At 66.6% G+C, this 23,033-nt stretch carries 22 protein-coding genes and 1 tRNA gene; 16 read left to right on the forward strand and 7 right to left on the reverse strand.

The genetic code is table 11. The features are described from left to right. The first annotated feature begins 192 nt into the window (after positions 1–192). Together aspT and AC1DE3_RS25150 are read left to right on the forward strand one after the other, a co-directional pair. Complete coding sequence (aspT, locus tag AC1DE3_RS25145; protein WP_476780784.1) at positions 193–1,860, forward strand: aspartate-alanine antiporter; 1,668 nt, start codon at positions 193–195, stop codon at positions 1,858–1,860. Between the two features lie 126 nt (positions 1,861–1,986). Beyond that, a complete protein-coding gene (locus AC1DE3_RS25150) occupies positions 1,987–2,544 on the forward strand; it encodes a L,D-transpeptidase (RefSeq protein WP_476780785.1) in 558 nt (185 codons plus the stop codon). A gap of 472 nt (positions 2,545–3,016) precedes the next feature. On the opposite strand, the gene AC1DE3_RS25155 is transcribed toward AC1DE3_RS25150, so the two are convergent. Further along, positions 3,017–3,092: transfer RNA gene (locus AC1DE3_RS25155), tRNA-Ala, on the reverse strand. A gap of 168 nt (positions 3,093–3,260) precedes the next feature. Beyond that, a complete protein-coding gene (locus tag AC1DE3_RS25160) occupies positions 3,261–3,653 on the reverse strand; it encodes a TIGR02300 family protein (protein WP_441509750.1) in 393 nt (130 codons plus the stop codon). A 340-nt stretch (positions 3,654–3,993) separates the two neighbouring features. On the opposite strand from AC1DE3_RS25160, the gene aroA reads away from it, so the two are divergent. The 3 genes from aroA (at position 3,994) to AC1DE3_RS25175 (ending at position 6,905) form a co-directional block, all read left to right on the forward strand. Continuing rightward, the gene (aroA, locus tag AC1DE3_RS25165; RefSeq protein ID WP_476780804.1) at positions 3,994–5,337 is read left to right on the forward strand and encodes a 3-phosphoshikimate 1-carboxyvinyltransferase; all 1,344 of its coding nucleotides are present in this window, start codon (positions 3,994–3,996) and stop codon (positions 5,335–5,337) included. Beyond that, positions 5,334–5,981 (forward strand): (d)CMP kinase, encoded by a 648-nt coding sequence (gene cmk / locus AC1DE3_RS25170; RefSeq protein WP_476780805.1) that lies wholly within the window; start codon positions 5,334–5,336, stop codon positions 5,979–5,981. The genes aroA and cmk overlap by 4 nt, the downstream gene beginning before the upstream one ends. Before the next feature lie 117 nt (positions 5,982–6,098). Next, the gene (locus tag AC1DE3_RS25175; RefSeq protein WP_476780806.1) at positions 6,099–6,905 is read left to right on the forward strand and encodes a DUF1194 domain-containing protein; all 807 of its coding nucleotides are present in this window, start codon (positions 6,099–6,101) and stop codon (positions 6,903–6,905) included. 127 nt (positions 6,906–7,032) lie between these two features. On the opposite strand, the gene hrpB is transcribed toward AC1DE3_RS25175, so the two are convergent. Next, entirely contained in the window at positions 7,033–9,534 is a 2,502-nt protein-coding gene (gene hrpB / locus AC1DE3_RS25180; protein WP_476780807.1) for an ATP-dependent helicase HrpB, read from the reverse strand. A 78-nt stretch (positions 9,535–9,612) separates the two neighbouring features. On the opposite strand from hrpB, the gene trpA reads away from it, so the two are divergent. The 5 genes from trpA (at position 9,613) to AC1DE3_RS25205 (ending at position 14,718) form a co-directional block, all read left to right on the forward strand. Continuing rightward, the gene (gene trpA, locus AC1DE3_RS25185) at positions 9,613–10,458 is read left to right on the forward strand and encodes a tryptophan synthase subunit alpha (RefSeq protein ID WP_476852852.1); all 846 of its coding nucleotides are present in this window, start codon (positions 9,613–9,615) and stop codon (positions 10,456–10,458) included. A 118-nt stretch (positions 10,459–10,576) separates the two neighbouring features. Beyond that, a complete protein-coding gene (gene accD / locus AC1DE3_RS25190) occupies positions 10,577–11,482 on the forward strand; it encodes an acetyl-CoA carboxylase, carboxyltransferase subunit beta (protein WP_476780809.1) in 906 nt (301 codons plus the stop codon). Between the two features lie 128 nt (positions 11,483–11,610). Next, a complete protein-coding gene (locus AC1DE3_RS25195; protein WP_476780810.1) occupies positions 11,611–12,933 on the forward strand; it encodes a bifunctional folylpolyglutamate synthase/dihydrofolate synthase in 1,323 nt (440 codons plus the stop codon). Positions 12,934–13,074: 141 nt separating this feature from the next. Next, the gene (locus AC1DE3_RS25200) at positions 13,075–13,917 is read left to right on the forward strand and encodes an aldo/keto reductase (protein WP_476780811.1); all 843 of its coding nucleotides are present in this window, start codon (positions 13,075–13,077) and stop codon (positions 13,915–13,917) included. Between the two features lie 132 nt (positions 13,918–14,049). Next, on the forward strand, positions 14,050–14,718 hold the full coding sequence (locus AC1DE3_RS25205; protein WP_476780812.1) for a L,D-transpeptidase: 669 nt from the start codon (positions 14,050–14,052) through the stop codon (positions 14,716–14,718). Between the two features lie 14 nt (positions 14,719–14,732). Here AC1DE3_RS25205 and AC1DE3_RS25210 read toward each other — a convergent pair whose 3' ends face one another. Further along, entirely contained in the window at positions 14,733–15,614 is an 882-nt protein-coding gene (locus AC1DE3_RS25210; RefSeq protein WP_476780813.1) for an aldose epimerase family protein, read from the reverse strand. A 129-nt stretch (positions 15,615–15,743) separates the two neighbouring features. On the opposite strand from AC1DE3_RS25210, the gene AC1DE3_RS25215 reads away from it, so the two are divergent. Both AC1DE3_RS25215 and AC1DE3_RS25220 read left to right on the forward strand, forming a co-directional pair. Further along, positions 15,744–16,640, forward strand: coding sequence for a 2-dehydro-3-deoxygalactonokinase (locus tag AC1DE3_RS25215; protein WP_476780814.1), 897 nt, complete (start codon positions 15,744–15,746; stop codon positions 16,638–16,640). 181 nt (positions 16,641–16,821) lie between these two features. Then, positions 16,822–17,349: a retropepsin-like aspartic protease family protein gene (locus AC1DE3_RS25220; RefSeq protein WP_476852853.1), complete on the forward strand. Its 528-nt coding sequence runs from the start codon at positions 16,822–16,824 to the stop codon at positions 17,347–17,349. Between the two features lie 60 nt (positions 17,350–17,409). Here AC1DE3_RS25220 and AC1DE3_RS25225 read toward each other — a convergent pair whose 3' ends face one another. The 3 genes from AC1DE3_RS25225 to AC1DE3_RS25235 form a co-directional block, all read right to left on the reverse strand. Beyond that, the gene (locus AC1DE3_RS25225; protein WP_476780816.1) at positions 17,410–18,060 is read right to left on the reverse strand and encodes a TadE/TadG family type IV pilus assembly protein; all 651 of its coding nucleotides are present in this window, start codon (positions 18,058–18,060) and stop codon (positions 17,410–17,412) included. Then, on the reverse strand, positions 18,057–18,611 hold the full coding sequence (locus AC1DE3_RS25230) for a TadE/TadG family type IV pilus assembly protein (RefSeq protein ID WP_476780817.1): 555 nt from the start codon (positions 18,609–18,611) through the stop codon (positions 18,057–18,059). Before AC1DE3_RS25230 ends, AC1DE3_RS25225 begins: the two co-directional genes overlap by 4 nt. A gap of 297 nt (positions 18,612–18,908) precedes the next feature. Next, a complete protein-coding gene (locus AC1DE3_RS25235) occupies positions 18,909–19,355 on the reverse strand; it encodes a pilus assembly protein N-terminal domain-containing protein (RefSeq protein ID WP_476852854.1) in 447 nt (148 codons plus the stop codon). A gap of 472 nt (positions 19,356–19,827) precedes the next feature. Here AC1DE3_RS25235 and AC1DE3_RS25240 point away from each other — a divergent pair, with 472 nt between their 5' ends. The 4 genes from AC1DE3_RS25240 to AC1DE3_RS25255 all read left to right on the forward strand — a co-directional run bounded on the left by AC1DE3_RS25240 (position 19,828) and on the right by AC1DE3_RS25255 (position 23,026). Continuing rightward, a complete protein-coding gene (locus tag AC1DE3_RS25240) occupies positions 19,828–20,001 on the forward strand; it encodes a Flp family type IVb pilin (RefSeq protein ID WP_441509766.1) in 174 nt (57 codons plus the stop codon). 169 nt (positions 20,002–20,170) lie between these two features. Further along, positions 20,171–20,683, forward strand: coding sequence for an A24 family peptidase (locus AC1DE3_RS25245; RefSeq protein WP_441509767.1), 513 nt, complete (start codon positions 20,171–20,173; stop codon positions 20,681–20,683). A 124-nt stretch (positions 20,684–20,807) separates the two neighbouring features. After that, entirely contained in the window at positions 20,808–21,587 is a 780-nt protein-coding gene (cpaB, locus tag AC1DE3_RS25250) for a Flp pilus assembly protein CpaB (protein ID WP_476780819.1), read from the forward strand. Continuing rightward, complete coding sequence (locus tag AC1DE3_RS25255; RefSeq protein ID WP_476780820.1) at positions 21,584–23,026, forward strand: type II and III secretion system protein family protein; 1,443 nt, start codon at positions 21,584–21,586, stop codon at positions 23,024–23,026. The genes cpaB and AC1DE3_RS25255 overlap by 4 nt, the downstream gene beginning before the upstream one ends. Positions 23,027–23,033: the final 7 nt, after the last annotated feature.

Consider the following 23,033-nt stretch of genomic DNA (forward strand, 5'->3'; position numbering starts at 1 on the left):
GCCGGAGCATAATGTTTCAAGCTTAAAATATCTGCAAGGGTGTGCCCGGCAGAAATTTTGCGCCGCCGCGCCCAAATGATTCACACTCTGATGCCGGACGCCAGTGGGGCGCGCGCATTCCAACGCGACCGCTTGCGAATTCAAACGACGCTAATAATCTGGGAACCTCCGTCCTCCGAGCCGGGTGTCGCCGTGTCATTTGTTACACAGCCCGTCGTCGCCCTCTTCATTTCGCTGGCTCTCGGCTATCTCATCGGCAAGATCAGGGTGGGGCCCGTCCAGGTCGGCGGCGTCTGCGGGACCTTGTTCGTTGCCCTCGCCCTCGGGCAATTCGGGGTGACGATCAGCCCGGATCTGAAGAACGTCGCCTTCGCGCTCTTCATCTATGCGCTCGGCTTCACCGCCGGGCCGCAGTTCTTCAACAATATCCGCGGCGGACTGCGCTACGGCGTCCTCTCCTTCGTCGAGGTCGCGACGGTGCTGGCCCTGGTCGCGGTCGCCGTGCTGCTGTTCAATCTGGATGCGGGCACGGCTTCGGGCCTGTTCGCGGGCGCGGCGACGGAATCGGCAGTGCTCGGCACGGCTTCCGACGCAATCTCGCGCCTGGCCCTGCCAGCGGCCGAGATTTCCCGGCTGCAGGCCAATATGGCCACCGCCTACAGCGTCACCTATCTGTTCGGGCTCGTCGCCATCGTGGTCTTTACGACGCAGATCGCCCCGCTTCTGCTCGGGATCGATCTGCGCAAGGAGGCCACGGCGCTGGCGCAGCAGCTTGGGGCGGAGGGCGACAACGGCACGGAGAACGGCGTCCCCGAGATCGTCTCGCGTGCCTTCCGTGCCGGCCCCGTCAGCGGCAGCACGGTCGGCGCCTTCGAAAGCAGCGTCAATGGCGTCGTCACGATCGAACAGGTCGGGCGCAGCTCGGGGTTCATCAAGGCGACGCCGGAAACCCAGATCGAGCCCGATGACGTCGTTCTGATCATCGGCCGTCGTCGCTCGGTCATCGCGGTCAGCGAGCGCTTCGGCGCCGAGGTGCCGATGCCGGCCGGCGACAATGTCCCCCTGGTCGAGCGTCAGGTCGTGCTTGTGCGCCGCGAGGTGACCGGCCTGCGCATCCGCGACCTGCGCCGGCTCGCCAGCGACGAGCAGCGGCGGGGGGTCTTCATTTCCCGCGTGCGGCGCCTCGGCCAGAGCATCCCGGCCCTGCCCGGCACCGTGCTGGAGCAGGGCGATATCCTGACGCTCTATGGATCCGAGGATGCGATCACGCGCGCGGCGACCGAACTGGGTCATATGCTGCCGACAACGTCGGCGACGGATTTCGTCATGCTCGGTCTCGGCGTCGTCGCCGGCCTCCTGCTGGGCGAACTCGCGATTCAGGTCGGTCCGCTCAATCTGACGCTCGGCACAGGCGGTGGCGCCCTGATCTCGGGGCTCGTCTTCGGCTGGGTGCACATGCACCGCCCACTCCTCGGCGCCATTCCGCCCGCAGCGGCCGAGTTCATGAAGGATTTCGGCCTGGCGACCTTCATCGCGGCCATCGGCCTCTCCGTCGGCCCGGACGCCCTCGCGCTGCTCAAGCAATACGGGCTGATGCTGCCGGTGCTGTCGATCCTGGTTTCGGCCGTACCGGGCCTGATCTCTCTCTATATCGGCCACCATCTCCTGAAGATCGAGGCACCGATCCTGCTCGGGGCGATCGCCGGCCAGCATTGCAGCACGCCTTCGATCAGCGCGCTGGTCTCTCTTGCAGGCAATTCGACGCCTGTGATCGGCTACACCGTGACCTATGCGATCTCGAACGTGCTGCTGCCGCTGATGGGGCCCGTCGTCGTCGGCATGATCGAGCTGATCCACTGAAACAGCGGCAGCCGCAGCACGGGAAGACCGCGACACGTGATCCTGGCCGACCGGCCGCCGGTCAGCCTTGACCTCGTTTTCCGTCTTCTCTTTAAATCCGAAGCGGGGGGCGCCGCAGGGATCACCATGCTACGCGCCATCATTCTCGCTGCCGGGCTTCTCGCTCTTTCAGGGCCGGCTCATGCCTATAGCAATGCACTCAGCCGCGGCCTCGCGGATTTCCTCAACATCTTCAGCGAACAGCCGATTCCGCGCCAGGTCGTGCCGTGGAGCGGCCAGCAGCCTCCCGGTACGGTAGTGATCTCGACGAGCCAGCGGCGTCTCTACTACGTCCTCGGCAGAGGCCAGGCGCTGCGCTACGGCGTCGGCGTCGGGCGGCAGGGTTTCAGCTGGGCCGGCACCAAGACGGTCTCGATGAAGCGCGAATGGCCGGATTGGCAGCCGCCGGCGCAGATGCTCAAGCGCCGCCCGGATCTGCCGCGCCATATGGCCGGCGGCATGGATAATCCACTTGGCGCGCGCGCGATCTATCTCGGATCGAGCCTCTACCGCATCCACGGCTCCAACGAGCCCGACACGATCGGCGCGGCGGTCTCCTCCGGCTGCATCCGCATGACCAACCGCGACGTCATGGACCTCTACGACCGCGTCCGGCTCGGCACGAAAGTGGTGGTGCTTCGATAGGGTTGCCTAACCAACCCGAAGCCCGCTTCAGTGCACCGGATTCTGCCGCCCGCCATGTCGCCGCATGGGCCGAGGCGGAGCGAGCGAGATTGCTGGCACGCGGTTCCAATCTCGGCAGGAGGGCGAAGAGTACGGTCATCGCCATCGCGAAGACCGACATGGCGAGAAGGGCGATCAAGGGATCGGCGAATCGGTCCGGCTGCCCGGCTGCATCAGATTGGATCGCGTTTCCTGCGTCGGGCGGCACCTGCCTGAGCGAAGGCGGACGCGGCGAGCATCGCGGCGATCACGAGACGGCTTTCGAGGAGCGACGACCGGATCACGGCTGGTGTGACCGTCGTGCCACGTTTGCCGCTCTCTGGATGAGGTCGGCTTCGGACAGGACTGCGACATGGCCGCGGCCTCAAGAACGCAAAAGCCAGCCGGATAAGGGCTGGCTTCGGTCATCTACCAATGCTGATGAATAGTGATTTGGTGGAGCCAGGCGGAATCGAACCGCCGACCTCTTGAATGCCATTCAAGCGCTCTCCCAACTGAGCTATGGCCCCACACGCGACGACCGAGTTGGGATTCGGCCGTCAAAACCGGATCTTTCGAACCACCTCGGTGGTTCCGTCCGGGCCGCCGTCCAGCGACGCAGCGGTCTATAGGCGGCCCGGGCTGAAGACACAAGCGCTTAATGTCGCCTTGTCGTCATCTTTTTTCGAGGCTGTGGATCAGTTGTCCTCGTCGCCCTCGATATCCCCGTCGATCAGGTCGGAAACGTCGTCGTCGCCTTCCTCATCTTCCTCGAGGAAGGTGTCGTCGTCCTCAGCGCCGATGTCGTCTTCGACCTCGATGTCGTCCTCGGTCGTGACGACGGCGTCCTTCTCCGACGCTTCCGCATCGGCTTCGTCGAGCGAGACGATCTCGACCGCGCCATCGGCAACCTCGGTCTCCTCCTCCTCTTCGGCCGCCGGCTTGCTAGGCGCCTTGGCCTGCGGCTCGAACATCGTCCGCGGATACGCCTGCCCCGTATAGGGCGAGACGATGGGATCCTTGTTCAAATCATAGAACTTGCGCCCCGTGACCGGGCAAACGCGCTTCGTTCCGAGTTCCGGTTTCGCCACTGCGTCGGACCCTTCAATCATCATGTTCTGAAAAGCAGGCGCGTCCGTTAGTCGGGGCGCGCCGCGCTGTCAAATGCTGATTTGATCTATGCGGCAACTGCGCGCAAGAGCGGAACCGTTTCAACCGCCCGTCAGGCGACGGCGCGACCGCGCATTGGCGCGGCTTGCGCCAGCGTGCTAGAGCCGAATCCGGTCAGGTTGAAGCAACCTGATCGGTGAATCCGTCTCTCACATACCGATAGAGAACGCGTGATCCGATCAGGTTGCATGGCAATCCGATCGGCGCGTGCTCGAGGCGGGCACGCATACGTTGCTTCCGGAGCGCAGAGACCCCGACCCCGTGTCCCACGACCACGAACCCGTCCCCGTCACCGCCCGCGCAGAAGGCCCGCTCAAGGGCCGGGTCCGGGTGCCCGGCGACAAGTCGATCTCGCACCGGGCGATGATCTTCGGCCTGCTGGCGATCGGCGAAACCAAGGTCATCGGCCTGCTCGAAGGCGAGGACGTGATGCGCACTGCCGCTGCAGCGCGGGCGCTCGGCGCGATCGTCCATCACGATGGCCCGGGGACGTGGCGTGTGCAGGGTGTCGGCGTCGGGGGCCTGCGCGAACCGGCTGATGTGCTCGATTTCGGCAATGCCGGCACCGGCTCGCGGCTGATGATGGGCGTCTGCGGCTCGCATCCGATCACCACGACCTTCGATGGCGACGCCTCGCTGCGCAAGCGGCCGATGCGGCGTATCCTCGACCCGCTCGAGCAGATGGGCACGGTCGTCGTCTCGCAGCAGGAGGGCGGGCGCGTGCCCCTGACCCTGCGCGGGCCGAAGGAGACGATCCCGATCGTCTATCGCCCGCCGGTCGCCTCGGCGCAGATCAAGTCGGCCGTGCTGCTCGCCGGCCTGGCCGCGCCGGGCGAGACGACCGTGATCGAGGCGGAAGCGACGCGCGACCATACCGAGAAGATGCTCACTCATTTCGGTGCCGAAATCATCGTGACGCCGGAGGGCGAACATGGCCGGCGCATCGTGCTGAAGGGCCAGCCCGAGCTGCAGGCGGCGCCGATCATGGTGCCGGCTGATCCCTCCTCCGCCGCCTTCCCGCTGGTCGCGGGCTTGATCGTGCCGGGCTCCGACATCCTGATCGAAAGCGTGATGACCAATCCGCTGCGCTCGGGCCTGCTGACGACGCTGCTTGAGATGGGCGCCGAAATCACCATCGAGCGCGAGGCCAATGAGGGCGGCGAGACGGTCGCCGACCTGCGCGTGCGAGCCTCGAGCCTGAAGGGCGTGACCGTGCCGCCCGAGCGCGCTCCATCGATGATCGACGAGTACCCGGTGCTGGCGGTGGCCGCGTCCTTCGCTCACGGCACCACGCGGATGCGCGGATTGCAGGAGCTGCGCGTCAAGGAATCGGATCGCCTCGCGGCGGTGGAGGTCGGGCTGAAGGCGGCAGGCGTCACCTGCGCCATCGAGGGTGACGATCTGATCGTAGAAGGCTCGGGCGGCGCGCCCGTGCGTGGCGGCGGCCCGATCGCGACCCATCTCGACCACCGCATCGCGATGAGCTTCCTCGTCATGGGCCTCGCGACCCAGGAGCCGGTCGTGGTCGATGACGGGCTGATGATCGCGACGAGCTTCCCGAGCTTCGTCTCCCTGATGAACGGCCTCGGAGGCCGGATCGGATGAGCTCCGGCAAGCGCAACCTCGTCATCGCCGTCGACGGCCCTGCCGCCTCCGGCAAGGGCACGCTGGCGCGCCGGCTCGCGGCCCATTACCGCCTGCCCTATCTCGACACCGGCCTGCTCTACCGGATGGTGGCGCGAGCTATGCTCGACGCCGGCCACGACATCCGCGACGCCGCGGCGGCAGAGCAGGTCGTCGGCAGCTTCGACGAGACCGCCTTTCCGGAGGACCGGCTGCGTGGCCGCGAGATCGGCGAGGCGGCATCGGTTGTCGCGGCCGTACCGGCCGTGCGCGCCGGCTTGCTCACAAGGCAGCGGCGTTTCGCGGCGCAAACCGGCGGCGCCGTGCTCGACGGACGCGACATCGGCACGGTGATCTGCCCGGAGGCGCCGGCGAAGCTCTTCGTCACCGCGACGCCCGAAGTACGTGCCGCGCGCCGGCACAAGGAACTCGCCGGACGCGGCGAGGCCGTGACCTTCGACGGCATCCTCGCCGATATCCGCCGGCGCGACGCCCGCGATTCCGGGCGCAGCGACGCCCCGCTCAAGGCGGCGGAAGATGCCGTCACGCTCGATACCTCGGCCCTGACAGTCGAGGAGGCCGTCGCGGCCGCCATCGACATCGTCGAAGGGCGCCGCGCCGGCTGAGACCCTCCTCCTCGCGCATTTGCCATCGAACCGGGCGCAGTCAGCCGGATTTTCCAGCTTGGCGATCATCGCAGCCGGAGGCACACTCCTTTCCGCGACAGGACGAAGGAGGTGGCGATGCGGCGCTGGCTGTGCGGTCTCTCATGTCTGGCAGTGGCGGCGCTCTGGCAGCCTGCCCTGCCGCGGGCCCAGACGGCCGGCGCTCCGCCCGAAGAGGTCGATGTCGCGCTCGTGCTCGCGGTCGACGTCTCCTATTCGATGGACCTCGACGAGCTTGCCCTGCAGCGCAACGGCTATATCGAGGCCTTCCGCTCAAAGCAGCTCCATGACGCGATCGCCAAGGGCGCGATCGGCAAGATCGCCGTGACCTATTTCGAATGGGCGGGCACCAGCTTCCAATACGTCGTGCGGCCATGGAAGGTGATCGATGGCCCGGCCGCGGCCGTCGCCTTTGCCGAAGAGCTGGGCGAGGCGCCGACGCGGCGCGGACGACGCACCTCGATCTCCGGCGCGATCGATCTCGGCGTGCAATTGCTCGAACAGGCCAACGTCACGGCGATACGGCGCGTCATCGACATCTCCGGCGATGGTGCCAACAATGACGGGCGGCCAGTGACGGCGGCGCGCGACGAGGCAGGCGCCAAGGGCATCGCGATCAACGGCCTGCCGGTAATGCTGAAGCAGGCCGGCTATTTCGACATCGACAATCTCGACGTCTACTACAAGGACTGCGTCGTCACCGGCATCGGCGCCTTCGTCATCCCGATCCGCGAGAAGCACCAGTTCGTCGAGGCGACCAAGACCAAGCTGCTGCGCGAGATCGCCGAGGCGCCGGCCGATGCGACCGTTCACAGGGCTCAGGCGGGCGACACGGCCTCCTGCCTTGCCGGCGAGCGGCAATGGCGCGACCGCATGGGCAATTGAGGGGAGGCGACGCCGTGGCAGCCCGCCGTCATGCTCGGGCTTGACCCGGGCATCTGGAAAACCAGCGCCCTCCCGCCCGGAGCTTCTCGGGTCCGCGCTTCGCTCCGCCCGAGAATGACGCTGGCGCTCAGGTGCCTCTGGGCTTGGCCCGCGTCGTCGGCAGCGCGGCGGCGGGATCGTCCGGCCAGAGATGGCGGGGGTAGCGGCCTTTCATCTCCGATTTCACCGCTGCCCAGGAACCGCGCCAGAAACCGGGCAGGTCGCGCGTCACCTGGATCGGGCGATGGGCTGGGGAGAGCAGCTCCAGCACCAGCGGCACCCGTCCACCGGCCAATGCAGGATGCGTCGCAAGACCGTAGAGCTCCTGCACCCGAACTGAAATAGTCGGCCCGGCCTCGGCGGCGTAGTCAACCGCGAGCGACGAACCCGTCGGCGCAGTGAAATGAGTCGGCGCTTCGGCATCGAGCCGGCGCTTCAACTCCCAGGGCAGCAGGCTCGCCAGGGCCGAATCGAGATCGGACGGCTGGATCGAAGCGAGTGAGGCGCGGCCGACGAGATGCGGCGCCAGCCAGAGTTCAGGCTCTCGCGCAAGCCCCTCATCCGACAGGTCGGGCCAGTCTTCCTCCGGTTCCGCTTTGCGCAGGAAGGCCGCGCGCTCGCGCAGCTGGTTCTGAGCTTTCGTCCAGGGCAGGAGACCGATGTCGAGCGAAGCGATGCCCTTGGCCAGCGCCTCGGCATTCCCCAGCGTATCCGCGACGGAGAGCGGCCGCTCGGACAAGGCGAGCCCGCCATAACGCCGCACCGCCCGAACCCGCAGCGCCCGGGCCGTCCGGTCGAAATTCGCCTCCTCGCGCTCGGCGATGGTGAAAGGCGCGAGCCCGTGACCAACGAGCGTCGCGATCTCGGCCTCGGTGATCGCGGCGGCGGCCATGATGCGGGCCTGCTGGGCCGCACCGGTCATTTCCGCGACGACGATATAGAGTTCGCGCGCCAGACGTTGCGACGGTTCCAGCGCGCCGCCCCGGCCATTGGCGAGGAGATATTGCCCGGACCCCGGCGAGCGGGTTTTGGCGACGCGGTCCGGATAGGCGAAGGCGAGCAGGAGACCGGCAGAAAGCAGTTCGCCTGCTTCGACCCTGTCCTCAGCGCTTCGCTCTGCGGTTCGTGCCCAGCCTTCGGCGAGGCGGCGCATGTCCCCGGCCCGGCCGCCGCGCTCGCGACTGAACCGCTCCAGTCTTTCACCGAGATCGACGGCATCGCCGCCGAGCCCGCGCTCGACCAGCACGGCGGCGAGATCGGCCGCGGCGTCCGCCTGACCGAAGCGGGCGGCCGCCACGACCATGCGGGCGAGCCGTGGCGGCAATGGCAATGCCTGCAAGGCGCGCCCGTCCGGCGTGATGCGGCTGTCGGTATCGAGCGCGCCGATATTGCTCAGGAGGGAACGCGCTTCCTTGAGGGCGGTGGCGGGCGGTGGATCCAGGAAAGCCAGCGTCGTCGGATCAGCCACGCCCCAGGCCGCGCAGTCGAGCAGCAATGGGCTCAGATCGGCAGACAGAATTTCGGGCCGGGCGAAAGCTTCCAGTGCGCCGGTCGCGGCCTCCTCCCAGAGCCGGTAGCAGACACCCGGCTCTGTGCGGCCGGCGCGGCCGCGGCGCTGGTCGGCGGCGGCGCGGCCGACGCGGCGGGTCTCCAGCCGGGTCACGCCGATATCGGGCTCGTAGACCGGCACGCGAGCGAGGCCGGAATCGATGACGACGCGCACGCCCTCGATAGTCAATGAGGTCTCCGCGATGGCCGTCGCCAGCACGATCTTGCGCATGCCGGCCGGCGGCGGCAGAACGGCGCGGTCCTGATCGCGCTGGTCGAGCGCGCCATAAAGCGGCGCTATTTCGACGGCGGGGTCGCGCAATTTCTCGCGCAGGCGCTCCTCGACGCGGCGGATCTCGCCCTGCCCGGGCAGGAAGACGAGCTGTGAGCCCGGCTGCTCGTTGAGGGCGAGTAGGATCGTCTCGGTGACCTGATCCTCGATGCGCTTCAGCGGGTCTCGGCTGCGATAGCGCGTCTCGATCGGATAAGCGCGACCTTCGCTCTCGATCACCGGGGCATCGCCAAGCAGCCTCGCGACACGCGCACCGTCGAGCGTCGCCGACATGACGAGGATACGCAGGTCTTCGCGCAGGCCGCCCTGCGCATCGAGCGCCAGCGCCAGCCCGAAGTCGGCATCGAGCGAGCGCTCATGGAACTCGTCGAAGAGCACGGCGGCGACGCCCTCCAACGCGGGATCGTCGAGGATCATCCGGGCGAAGACGCCCTCGGTGACGACCTCGATGCGGGTCCTCGGACCGATCTTGGAGCCGAGACGCACGCGCAGGCCGACGGTATCGCCGACCCGTTCGCCCAGAGTCTGCGCCATCCGGTTTGCGGCACCGCGCGCCGCCAGCCGCCGCGGCTCGAGCACGATCAGCTTGCCGCCCCTGGTCCAGGGCTCGTCGAGCAGCGCGAGCGGCACGCGCGTGGTCTTGCCCGCGCCGGGCGGGGCGACGAGCACGGCGTTCGGCCGCGCCCGCAGGGCGGCTGCGAGGTCGCCGAGAACGGCATCGATCGGGAGGGCGGTGTCGAAGGCGCGCATGCCCGGCCGATGTGGCGCAGGCTCGCGCCGCGCGCAAGCCACTCGCCAGCCAGCCCTTCCCATGCTAACCGCAGGCGCATGACAGAGACCGGCCAGACCCGCATCCAGAACCGCTTCCAGGCCTGCGCCCGCGAGGGGCGAGCAGCGCTCGTGACCTTCGTCACGGCCGGCGACCCCGATTTCGCGACGGCGAGCGCCATTCTCGGGGCGCTTCCCGGAGCCGGCGCCGACGTGATCGAGCTCGGCGTGCCCTTCACCGATCCGATGGCGGACGGCGTGCCGGTCCAGCTCGCCGGGCAGCGCGCGCTCAAGGCCGGTCAGACCCTCAGGAAGACGCTCGCAATGGTCGAGAGCTTCCGCAAGGCCGGGCACGACACGCCGATCGTGCTGATGGGCTACTACAATCCGATCTACGTCTATGGCGTCGAAGCCTTCCTGACCGAGGCGCGCCGCGTCGGCGTCGACGGCCTCATCGTCGTCGACCTGCCGCCTGAAGAGGACGAGGAGCTCTGCCTGCCGGCGCTCAAGGCCGGCGTCTCGTTCATCCGCCTGGCCACGCCGACGACCGACGACAAGCGCCTGCCCAAGGTGCTGCAGAACACCTCGGGCTTCGTCTACTACGTCTCAATGACCGGCGTGACCGGCGGCGCCATTGCCGATTACGGCGCGGTCGGCGATGCCGTTGCCCGCATCAAGCGCCATACCGACCTGCCCGTCGCGGTCGGCTTCGGCGTGAAGACCGCGACTGACGCCGCCACCATCGCCAAGAGCGCGGACGGCGTCGTCGTCGGCTCGGCGCTTGTGGAGCGCGTCCGGCTGTCGCTCGACAGCGAGGGCAAGGCCACGGAAAAGACGGTTTCGGCTGTCACCTCGCTGGTCAGCGAACTCGCCCAGGGCGTCCGCTCGGCGGCCAAGGCGGCCTGAGGCCGGTTTCGTTCAACAGTCGCGTCGCTTGCCCGCCGGCAGGCGCGACCCCATTTTTCGGCGTGACGGCGCCAAGGCCCAGAAAGCCTCCGCCGAAAGCCCATCAGGGATTCATCCGATGAACTGGATTTCCGAAGTCGTCCGGCCGCGCATCAAGACGCTGTTCAAGCGCGAGACCCCGGAGAACCTCTGGGTCAAATGCCCCGATTCCGGGCAGATGGTGTTCCACAAGGATGTCGAGGCCAATGGCTACGTCATCCCCGGCTCCGAGCACCATATGCGCGTCACCGCGCCGGAACGGCTGCGGCTGACCTTCGACGACGGCAAATGGCTCGACGTCGCGCTGCCCGAGGTTGCCGTCGATCCGCTGAAGTTCCGCGACGAGAAGCGCTATGTCGACCGGCTGAAAGACGCGCGCGCCAAGACCGGCGCGCAGGACGCCTTCAAGATCGGCTATGGCCGGGTCAAGGGTCTGCCGATGACGGTCGCCGTGCAGGACTTCCACTTCATGGGCGGCTCGCTCGGCATGGCCGCCGGCGAGGCCTTCGTGAAAGGGGCCGAGACCGCGCTGGAAAAGAAAACCCCCTATGTCGTCTTCGCGGCCTCCGGCGGCGCGCGCATGCAGGAAGGCATCCTCTCGCTGATGCAGCTGCCGCGGACGACCGTCGCGGTGCGCCGCCTGCGCGCAGCCGGCCTGCCCTATTTCGTGGTGCTGACCAACCCGACCACCGGCGGCGTCACCGCCTCCTACGCCATGCTGGGCGACATCCACATCGCCGAGCCCGGCGCGCTGATCGGCTTTGCCGGGCCGCGCGTGATCGAGCAGACCATCCGCGAGAAGCTGCCGGAAGGCTTCCAGCGCTCGGAATATCTCAAGGATCACGGCATGGTCGACATGGTCGTGCATCGCCGCGACATCCCGGAGACACTCGCCCGTCTCGGCCGCCTGCTGACGAAGCAGCCGGCCGTAAAGAGCGAGCCGGCCCTGGCCGCGCCCGCACGCCCGGTGGCCGAAGCGGTCTGACGGTTCCAGAGCAGAACCGCGTTTCTCCGAACCGCGAATCTGCTTTAGCCTTTTATTTTCTGCATTCTCTTCAAGCGAACCGGTACGCACTTCGCTTGAAAATGCTCTAGGCCGGGAGCGGTCTCATCATGGGGTCTTCCGACACGCTGCTGGCGCGCTTCATGGCGCTGCACCCCAAGCTGATCGACCTCTCGCTCGGCCGCATCCTCACCTTGCTGGAGCGGCTGGGCGATCCGCACAAGCGCCTGCCGCCGGTGATCCATGTCGCCGGCACCAACGGCAAGGGCTCGACCATCGCCTTCATGCGGGCGATCCTCGAGGCTGCGGGCCTCTCCGTCCATGTCTACATCTCGCCGCATCTGGTGCGCTTCCATGAGCGCATCCGGCTCGGCGCGCCGGGTGGCGGGCGCTTCGTCGACGAGGACACGCTCGTCGAGGCGCTGCAGCGCTGCGAGGCCATCAATGCCGGCGACCCCATCACCTTCTTCGAGATGACGACGGCGGCGGGCCTTCTGCTGTTCGCCGAGAACCCCGCCGATGTGCTGCTGCTGGAGGTCGGGCTCGGCGGGCGCTTCGACGCGACCAATGTCATCGCGCACCCGGCCTGCACGGTGGTGACGCCGGTCTCGCTCGACCATTCCGAATATCTCGGCGACACCGTCACCAAGATCGCAGGCGAGAAGGCCGGCATCTTCAAGCGCGGCGCGCCGGCGGTGATCGCGCCGCAGGAACCGGAGCCGACCGCGGTTCTCGAAGCCGCAGCCGAACGGGCCGGCGCTTCCAAGATCATGATCGGCGCGCAGGACTTCAATGTCCATGAAGCCGGCGGGCGGCTGGTCTATGAGGATCAGGACGGATTGCTCGACCTGCCGCTGCCGCGATTGGCCGGGCGGCATCAGCACATCAATGCCGGAACCGCGATCGCGGCGCTGCGTGCGGCTGGCTATGGCGCCCTGCCTGCCCATGTTTTCGAGGAAGGCATGCGCAATGCCGACTGGCCGGCGCGGCTGCAGCGGCTGGCGCGCGGGCGCCTCGCCGAGATCGTGCCGGAACGCGCCGAACTCTGGCTCGACGGCGGCCACAACCCCGATGGCGGGCGCGTGCTGGCCCAGGCCATGGCCGATCTCGCCGACCGCAACCCGGCGCCGCTGGTGATGATCGCCGGCCTGCTCTCGACCAAGGACGCAACCGCCACGCTCGGCCATTTCAAGGGGCTGGCTCAGGCGCTCTATGCCGTGCCGATCCAGAACTCGCTGGCCGCACGCCCGGCCGAGGAGGTTGCCGATGCCGCCCGTGGCGCCGGCCTCGCGGCCGAAGTCTCCGGCTCCGTCGAGCAGGCGCTCAGGACGATCGCGGCGCGCGACTGGCCGGCACCGCCCCGCATCCTGATCTGCGGCTCGCTCTATCTCGCCGGCGAGGTTCTCTCGGCCAATGGAACCCCGCCGACCTGAGCAGTGCGGCGACGGCAAGCCCGGCTGTCGCGGGCCCGACAGCTTCGGCGCGCGCGATAGTGACGGCTCGATCCGCCATGCGCAGTTGGGGTCGAGGTCTACTCAGGCTCAAATTCCGCTCCAGCATCAGGGGAGAGCGTCATGAAGCGCAGCTTCGGAGCCGCGGGGCCGACCGTTTCCGTCATCGGCCAGGGCAGCTGGTACAGCGAACAGGGCGACCGGCGCGAGGCGATCACCGCCTTCCGGCGCGGGCTCTATCTCGGGCTCGATCATATCGACACCGCCGAAATGTATGGCGACGGGCGCTCCGAAGCGCTGATCGGCGAAGCCATCGAAGGCCGGCGCGACGAGGTCTTCCTGGTCTCGAAGGTGCTGCCCCACAACGCCTCGCGGCTGGGGGTGCGCGCCGCCTGCGAGCGCTCGCTCAAACATCTCAGGACCGACAGGCTCGACTGCTACCTGCTGCACTGGCGCGGTCCGCATCCATTGGCCGATACCTTCGCCGCCTTCGAGGCGCTGAAGCAGGAAGGCAAGATCCTGTCCTGGGGCGTCAGCAATTTCGACGAGGACGATCTCGACGAGGCACTCGCCGCTGCCGGCAATGGCAGGATCGCCTGCAACCAGGTGCTCTACCATCTGCGCGAGCGCGCCATCGAGCACGCGGTGATCCCATGGTGCGAGCGGCACGGCGTCGCCGTCACCGCCTACAGCCCCTTCGGCCATGACGATTTCCCGGTCTCCGGCAGCGCACAGGGCAAGGTCCTCGCCGAGATCGCCACGGCTCATGGCGCGACGCCACGGCAGGTCGCGCTCGCCTTCCTCACGCAGCGATCGAGCATCTTCGCTATCCCGAAGGCGGGCAGGGTCAGCCATGTCGAAGACAATGCCGGAGCGCTGCATCTTGCCCTCGCGGAGGCCGACATCGCCCGCATCGACGCCGCCTTTCCGCGCGGCCGCAAACCGCATTCCCTGCCAATGATTTGATCGGTGCCGGAAACCACGTTCCGCCTTCCCACTTTACAGGCTCCGTCGCCCGCGCTTTCCTAGGGTCAAGGGCGATGGCCGCCAGAGCCTCACGAACGCCCGCTCAGCAGTAGCGTCTTCGGAGTTCGGGCGATGCGTCGCGTTCTCGGCATCTTGGCCGTCTTGTTCCTGTCCATGCTCGGCGCCGCACAGGCGCAGGCCGGTGTCGACGTCAGGGTCGACATCGCCGGCCAGCGCATGAAGGTCACCACCGGCGCAGGCGAGGTCTATGACTGGAAGATCTCCTCCGGTCGCAGCGGTTTCCGCTCGCCCAACGGCGTGTATCGGCCGACCCGCCTCGAGAGGAGCTGGTATTCGCGCAAATATGGCGGAGCGATGCCCTACGCGGTGTTCTTCCGCGGCGGCTACGCCATCCACGGCACGACAGCGGTCGGCGCGCTTGGCCGCCCGGCTTCGCATGGCTGCATCCGGCTGCATCCCGCCAATGCCGCCAAGCTGTTCGCGCTGGTCAAGAAGTACGGTGCCGGCCAGACCCGGATCGCTCTGAACGGCGCTGCGACCGACAACCTCTCGCGCTTCGCCAAGGCGTCCGCAACCTCGAAGGCCAAGTTCGCCAAGGCCGCGCCCTCCAGGCAGACGTTTGCCAAGGCGAAGCATCGCGGCCAGGACAGCACGATCGCGCAGCAGCGCCAGGGCAATGGCTGGGAGGCGGCGCGCGGCCAGATCCTGCTGCGGCCCGCCCTGCCCGCCAATGCCTATGGCTATCAGCCCTACTATCCCAGCGGCTATGGCTGGCGCTGAGCCGGCGCCGAAAGCTAGAGCGCTTCCGGCACGATCCTGAGCCAACCCTCCAAGGCCTCGCCGGGCGCAAGGCGCTTTAACGGCGCAGCCGCCCGTGCCGCCGGCTCGCTCGGCGCGCCGATGGCATGGCTCTGCGGCTCGACACAGAGGAAATCCGCTCCGGCCGGCGCCCAGACGACAGGGCAGTTCAGGCTTTCGCTCGCCGTCAGCGTCACGGCGAGCCCGGTAGAGGGCGTCTCGATCCGGGCAAGGCCGTCCCAGCCGAGGAAGCTCCAAGCCGTTACGGACCCGGAACGGAACGGGTGCGGATCGACAAAGGGACCGCCCTGCATAAAAGCCTCCTGCCCCGTGGCGCGAAAGGCTTCGCCGAAGATCAGCGCGCCGGAGGCCCGCATCGCCAGTCGCGTATCGGCCGCGCAGGGGAACCAGGGATGGTGACCGATCCCGAAGGGTAGTGCCGTTTCAGCCGCGTTCTCGATCGAGAGGCGGATGGTCATCCCGGCTTCGTCCAGGACAATCTCCTGGCGGGCGCGGTAACGATAGGGGTCAGGCCCCTCCGCGCGTCGATGCTCGAGGAGGGTATGACCGCGGTCATACCGCAGCACCTCCCAGACCGACTGCCAGCCGAAGCCATGGATGGTGCCGGCCGGATCATTGGCCGGAACCTCGAAGCGGCGCTCGCCGTCATCGATGACGCTGCCGAAGGCCCGGTTGGCAAAGGGGAGCATGGCCCAGCTGCCGAAGAAATTGGGGGAGGCGATCGAGGGCTCGCTCGCCGGCGGGCGCAGAATGTCGTGCCGGCGTCCGTCGGGCCCGGTCCAGATCAGGCGCGAGACGATGCCGCCGATCTCGGGAATGACCACGGCCTCCAGACCGCCAGCTTGCAGCTCCAGCATCGAATTTGTCCGATTCGTCCGTTATCCGAGGGCGCAGCGTTGCCGCGATTGCAGGGCGGGCACAAGCCGACCCGCCTTGACCCGGCCCGGCACCGCAGTGACAGTCGCACGGCTTAACCGGAGCCTGCCATGCCCAAACCTCTGATCGCGCTCGACTGGGGCACCACCCGCGCGCGCGCCTTCCTGATCGCGGAGACAGGCGAGGTTGTGCAGCGGCGCATCGCCGATCAAGGCATCCAGTCCGTACCGGCCGGCGGCTACCCCGCCGCCTTCGAGGCTCTTGCCGGCGATTTCCGGCGCGCCGCTCCGGACGCCGCCATCGTGCTCGCCGGCATGGTGGGCAGCCGCAATGGCTGGATCGAAGCCCCCTATGTTGCCTGCCCGGCCTCGCCGGCCGCGATCTCCGCCTCTGCGATCCGGGTCGAGCTCGACAGGGGGACCACGGCAACCATTGTCCCCGGCCTGAGCTGCGACGATGGCGCCTTCGACGTGATGCGCGGCGAGGAGACGCTGATCGTCGGGCTCGGCCTCGAGGATGGCATCGCCTGCCTGCCCGGCACTCACTCGAAATGGGCCGAGATCAAGGGCGGACGGATCACGCGCTTCACCAGCTTCATGACGGGCGAGATCTACGGGCTGCTGCGCAACGGCTCGATCCTGGGCCGGCTGGCGGAAGAGCCTGCCGAAGGCGACGCCGCCAGCGGCGCCGCGCGCGGACAGGCCGGCGCACAACGCCCCGGCGGCCTGCTCAATACGGCCTTCGCCGCGCGCACCGAGGTTCTCGCCGGCCGGATGCGCGGCGGCGAGGTCGGCCCGTATCTGTCCTCGCTTCTGGTCGCACAGGAGATCGCCGGTGCCCAAGCCATGTTCGGACGGCAGAACCACGTACACCTCGTCGCTGACGGCGCTCTGGCCGACAGCTATGGCGGTGCGCTGGATGCTGCGGGGCTCGCAGTGACCGTGGTCACGCCCGAGGCCGCCTTTGTCGCGGGCATCCGGCGGCTCGCGGGCGATATCGCCGGATAGGCGTCGCCGACGTCCCGGCGCAGCTATGCCAACTGCCGAAAGCTCGGCCGGTAAGCGCCGATTAAGTCTACGGATAATCCGCGCCCCGGCACCGGCCATTGCGGAGAATCCCGTCTAACCTCTTCACCCTTCCTCAGGCACGGCGTGCAACGGTGTCGCCTGGATAAGGTTGGGGAAGACCGTGACATCGCACTCGATAGCTTGGGCCTTGGGCGTGGCCGGCTTCGCCGTCGTCGGCTCTCTCGGCTACGCGCAGTGGCTCGCCCCTCGCCCCGGGAACCAGGCGCCTTCGCTGGCGCTCGCCTCCACCGAGCCGGCCCCTCCGGGGCCGCGCCAGCCCGTCACGCTCGCCGTCGCAGCCGATTATCGCGGGCACTACATCGTCCATCCGAGCGTCGACAACTATCGGATCAAGATGATGGTCGACACCGGCGCCAGCATCGTCGCGCTGACCGCGGCCGACGCCCAGGCGCTCGGCATCAGGTCAGATACCAATGCGCGCAAGATGATGCTCAGCACGGCCAATGGCACGGTCACCGGCTATCGTACTGTGCTGCGTGAAGTCCGCCTCGGCGCCATCGTCGTGCGCAATGTCGACGCCGTCGTGCTGCCCGCGGGCGCCCTTTCGATGAGCCTGCTCGGCAATTCATTTCTGAGCAAGCTGCAGGGCTACGAGGTGCAGACGGGGCGAATGGTGCTGCGCGGCTGAAACAGGTCGCCCCGGACAACCCCGCTGCGTTTGCGATCCGTTTCGACCGACCTGTCCGCTTCAGTTGAACTTGGGACACCCGGTCACGTCGCCGCGCACGATCTGCTCGATGCTGTTGTCGCCGGCGGGCCTGCCGTTGCGGGGACGCGTGTAGATCGGGTTGCCGCCGAGCGTGACAGCGCCGTTTGTCGCTTTGCCGCCAAAGAACTCGAAAACCTTGTCGCTCACAGGAAGCGCGAATGCGTAGCTGGCCTGGGCCATGATCACGGAGGTGTTGGCGACGCGGGCGCTGGCGGGAACAGTCACCGTGTCTCCGCGCGCCGGCATCGATGTGCCGAGCGGATAGCTGCTGGCCCAGCAGACCTTGGCGACGCTGTTGGCGTCAATGACGATGCTGGCTATGACCATCTTGGCCTTTTGCCCATCGTAGGGGAGCAGGACCGTCATCGCTGCATTGAAGATATTGCTGATCTCTGATGTCGACACCGTCGGAAGACGTGCCGTCAAATCGCTCAAGGTCGATGTCAGCTGCGTCATCTTGCGATTGACCATGACCATCTGGGCGATGTTGACCATCCCAACATAGGCCACCAGAATAACGGGCAGCACCATCGCGAACTCGACGGCAGCCACGCCACCATGGTTGCCACAGAAGCGGCGCCATAGGCTTAAAGATTCAGCCGAGCTCGTCTTTGCTCCGAAGCGCATCATGGGACGAACGGCTCCGCGCGAAAGGCCACGCTCGCGACGATCCCGCGTCGGCCAGAGCCTATGTTGGCAAGATTGCTCGACGCCCAGTTCGTGAGAAACAGCTTATAGTCGAGCACGGCCCTGACAACGACGATCTGGTTGGTATCCGGCTGGCGGTAGGAAAAGCTGCTGGTATCGAGATTGCCACCAGCCAGAGGGTTGCTGCTGGACGTCCCGGAACTGGCCGCTGAAAAGTCGCCATAGGTGCGGACGTCAATAGCTAGCTTGCTGCAGTCGATCAGCTTCATCGCTGCGCGCGCGCAGACATCGTCGCGGAATGCGGCAGCATTGACGGATGCGGTTGTGGATGTGTAGCGGCTACGCGATTCACCGGTCAGCAGGAGGCGCGACGCCTGCGACAGCGATTCCTCGAGAACCTGAGTAGTCCAGAACATCAGCCCGGTCTCGATGATCGCCCAGATCAACATGAAGAAGGGCAACGCAATGAAGCCGAACTCGACCGCTGTCGCTCCATTCTCGGAGCGCCGGAAGCGCCCGATGACCGAACGCATGCCTCGCGGCTTCCGTCCGGCTGTTCCGTTCGCTTTCTCCGCTCGCGCAATAGGGTGAAGCATTCGCTGACCTCGCCGAGCCCGTCACTCCGACCGGCCGATATGTACGGCAAAACGATTTCCGATCGGTTAGGGCCAATTCGCTGGCACAGGCGGAACGGCAAAGATCTTATTTACCTTGCGCGTCGAACGGCCGGCGCGCTCAAGCATGCAAATCCGCAGTGGACGACGTCGGCTGCCGCCGCCGAGCCGGAGATTCCGGCAGCTCGCGCGCGCCGCAGGCTGTTTGCCGGGTCTCTACTTGGACGAACCGGTCGCCTGGGCATTGCGGCTCGTCGCCTGCGCCTCAACCTCGCCGAAATATTTCTGGCCGTCACCTAGCTGGGCCGAAGGCTGGCATGTGGGGGTGCAGGAATAGCTCTCGCGCTCCATACCACGCTGCACTGTCAGAACGTTATCCGACGCCGCACCTACACGGACCAGCGATTCCGCAAGCAACACGCCGGTCCCGTCGAGCGCAATCAGATTGGTCACACCGAAGCTCTTGCCGGTAACCACCATGACGCCGTTGCGCTGAACGGACACATCGGCGATGGCCGGGTTGCCGACGATGACGGTCTGAGCCTTCTCCGGCAGGCGCACGACCTTGGCGTGATCGACCAGGACGAGCACGCTCTCAGCCTGCGTTTCCTGAGGCGCGGCGACCGCTGAATCGGTGGCTGAGCCGGCAAGGGCCAGGATCATGGCGACCGCCCAAGGCGCGGGCAGACGGCACCTTTCCGGCGTGTGATGGGTCGACATGGCAATGCCTCAAGCTCTGCGATACCGTCAGACAAGCGCAAAATGATAAACCGAACCTTAAAACCGTTGGCGGCAAGGAAATTCACTGCCGTCATCGCAGTCGAAGAAGCGGAACCCGCGCCGCGAACGCAGCACATTCGCTCCATCAATCCAAATGCAACGAACGTATGACGTTAGTTCAATAAATAATTTACCGATACTTTCATAGATTAAATCTTAGATACCATACAATATTTGTTCTATATATTCGTTAAATGACACGTTAACCACGACGAAAACATCGCAATGGAACGTTCAATTCTTTGATCGCCTTAACTGATCAGCAAGACGAGCGAGCTAAATTGGTTCCTGTCGCTGACCGAAGCCGCTTCAGAGCGAAGGCAGCCGTCAAACCGTGGTGCAAAGGAGTTCCATCATGACCAACGTTTTCAAGCGCTTCGTTAAGGACGAGTCGGGCGCCACCGCCATCGAGTACGGCCTGATCGCCGCCCTGATCGCCGTCGTCTGCATCAGCGTCTGGACGACCGTCGGCACCAACCTGATCGCGCGCTTCCAAGAAGTCGCCACCGGCCTGGATAAGAAGTCCTGAGGTTTCGCCACAGCGGTCTACAAACCGCCAAGCGTATCAGGGAACGCTCCGGCTCTGCCGGGGCGTTCTGCCGTTTAGGGCACGTTCCGACGATTTCCGCCGTTGCCGTAAGGCTTTGGTGAGACCTGCCTGGGACAATGCGAGGGATAGTGGACCGGAACCAGTGCCTATGTCGCTCCCGCTGATCATCATGCTCGGTGTGTTCCCCTTCGCCATGGCCTATGCCGCGGCGAGCGACCTCATCTCGATGACGATCTCGAACCGCCTCTGCCTTTCCCTCATCGCCGCCTTCGTCCTCTGCGCCGCCTTGCTGGGGCTCAGCCTCAGCGACGTAGCGTGGCATGTTGCGGCCGGCTTGATCGTCCTGGCCGTATCCTTCGGGCTATTTGCCGCCGGCTGGATCGGCGGCGGCGACGCCAAGCTGGCGGCGGCCACTGCCTTGTGGTTCGGCTTCGACCAGCTCATCCCCTATTTGATGATCGCCGGCATCTTGGGAGGGTTGCTGACGCTGTTGATCCTGCGCCTGCGCGCATATCCCCTCCCCTTGCCTGCCGCCGATTGGGGCTGGGCGCGGCGCCTGCACGCGGCCAAGGAGGGCGTTCCCTACGGCATCGCCCTGGCATTCGCCGCCCTGCTCGTCCTGCCTGACACCGCCATCTGGCGCGCTGCGATCGGTCTCTGAGAGAGCACGGCGACCTAACGTCACCTCACGTCAAACAATATACGTCCGATTAACCATAAGTTGACGTTTCGCGGCGACGATCCGGGATGAGGGCCAGCTCCGCCTGGCTGAGGATCGTTCGTCGATGAGTCCCGCACGCATCATCATTCTCGTGGTCGCCCTGGCGGCAGGCTTAGCCGCCGCAGTGCTCGTGCAGCGGCCATCGCAGGCACCGGCTCCGGTCGCCAAGGTGGAGCAGGCGCCGACCGTACCCGTGCTCGTCGCCGCCAGCGACATCCCGATCGGCAACACCGTAACGGCCAACGACCTGCGCTGGCTGAACTGGCCGATCGCCGGCGTGCCGGGCGGCGTCATCCGCAAGGACGAGGCTCCTGAAGCCGAGAAGGAGATCATCGGCCAGGTCGCCCGCTACGCCATTCTCGGCGCCGAGCCGATCCGGCGCGAGAAGCTGATCAGGACCGACGGAACCGGCTTCCTCTCAGCCGTGCTGCCCTCCGGCATGCGCGCCGTGGCGATCAGCACCGACAGCCGCGGCGCCAATACCGCCGGTGGCTTCATCCTGCCCAATGATCGTGTCGACGTGATCTGCACCTGGCGCGGGGAGTCGACCTCCGGCCGCGGCGAAGCACAGGTCAGCGAAACCATCCTCCGCAATATCCGCGTTCTGGCGATCGGCCAGAACGTGCAAGAGCGCAACGGCGAGAAGGTCGTGGTCGGCGAAACCGCGACGCTCGAGGTCGATCCCGGCCAGGTCGAAGTCCTGATCCAGGCGCAGAAGAGCGGGACACTCTCGCTGGCGCTGCGCAGCCTGAAGGACGTCAACCAGCCGGCTCCCCCGCCCTCTGCCGACAATTCGGTGACCCTGGTGCGCTACGGTGTCATCTCGAAGAGCGTGAAGCCATGACCAGATGCTCGTTTCGCCTCGCAACGGCTGCCGCGCTCGTCCTGATCGCCGGCGGCGTCCGTGCGCAGTCGCCCGCCCGGGACGCCGCTCCGGTGCTCAATGTCGGAACGAGCGAGCACGCGATCTCGCGCAAGCTCGACCTCTCGATCGGGCGCTCGCTCATCGTCGAACTGCCACGTGACGCCAAGGAGGTGTTCGTCGCGAATCCGAAGGTCGCCAATGCGGTTGTACGGACGGCGCGCAAACTCTTCGTCATCGGCATCGCCGACGGCGCGACTTCGATGTTCGTGATGGACGGCGAGGGACGCCAGATCACCGCGCTCGAAATCAATGTCGGGCGAGACCTCAATGTCCTGCGGCAGACCCTGCGCACTGCGCTGCCGAATTCGCAGATCGAGATCAAGCCGGCCGGCGATTCGATCCTCCTGGTCGGGACCGTTCCCAACGCCTCGGAGGCGACGCAGGCCGTCGACATCGCCAACGCCTTCGTCGGCGTGTCCGACAAGAGCAATGCCAAGGGCGCAGTGATCAACTCGCTGACGATCCGCGACCGCGATCAGGTAATGGTCAAGGTGACGGTGTCGGAAGTCTCGCGCAAGGCAATCAAGCAGCTCGGCATCAATTCCACCGGCGAGTGGAAGCTCGGTAACTTCTCGGTGACGCCCACGATCGACAACCCCTTCTCTCTGTCCCCCCAGGCCCTGTCCGCCACGGCGATCAAGGCCGGCATCGGCAATTCGCAGAATTTCAGCCTGCGCGCCCTCGAGCGCGCAGGCCTCGCCCGCGTTCTGGCCGAGCCGAACGTCACCGCGATCTCGGGAGAGAGCGCCAAGTTCACGGCAGGAGGCGAAGTTCCCATCCCCACCGGCTACACCTGCGACCCGGCAAAGGCCGTCTGCTCGCTCGGTATCCAGTACAAGCCGATCGGCGTCGCTCTCAACTTCACGCCGATCGTGCTTTCGGCCAACAAGATCAGCCTTCGCATCGCGACCGAGGTCACCGAACTCGACTTCGAGAACCAGATCGTGCTCCAGGGCGACCGAAACCAACCCACCGTCACCGTCCCCGCCTTCCGCGTGCGCAAATCCGATACGACGGTCGAATTGCCTTCCGGCGGCACGCTGGCCACCGCCGGTTTGATCCAACGTGTTTCCAAGACATCGATCAACGGCCTGCCCGGGCTGATGAACCTGCCGATCATCGGCGTGCTGTTCCGCTCGCGCGACTATCAACGCGAGGAGACCGAGCTGATGATCGCGGTCACCCCCTATATCGCCAAGCCGATGCAGCCCAACGAGGTCCAGCGGCCCGATGATGGCTTCGTCGAGTCCCACGACGCCCAGGCCTACCTGCTCGGCCGCCTCAACAAGCTCTACGGCAGTGGCGGCGGCCCGATCCCACAGGCCTACAAAGGCCGCGTCGGCTTCATCGCAGACTGACCGAACC

The organism is Allobosea sp. 10L417, assembly GCF_056395485.1.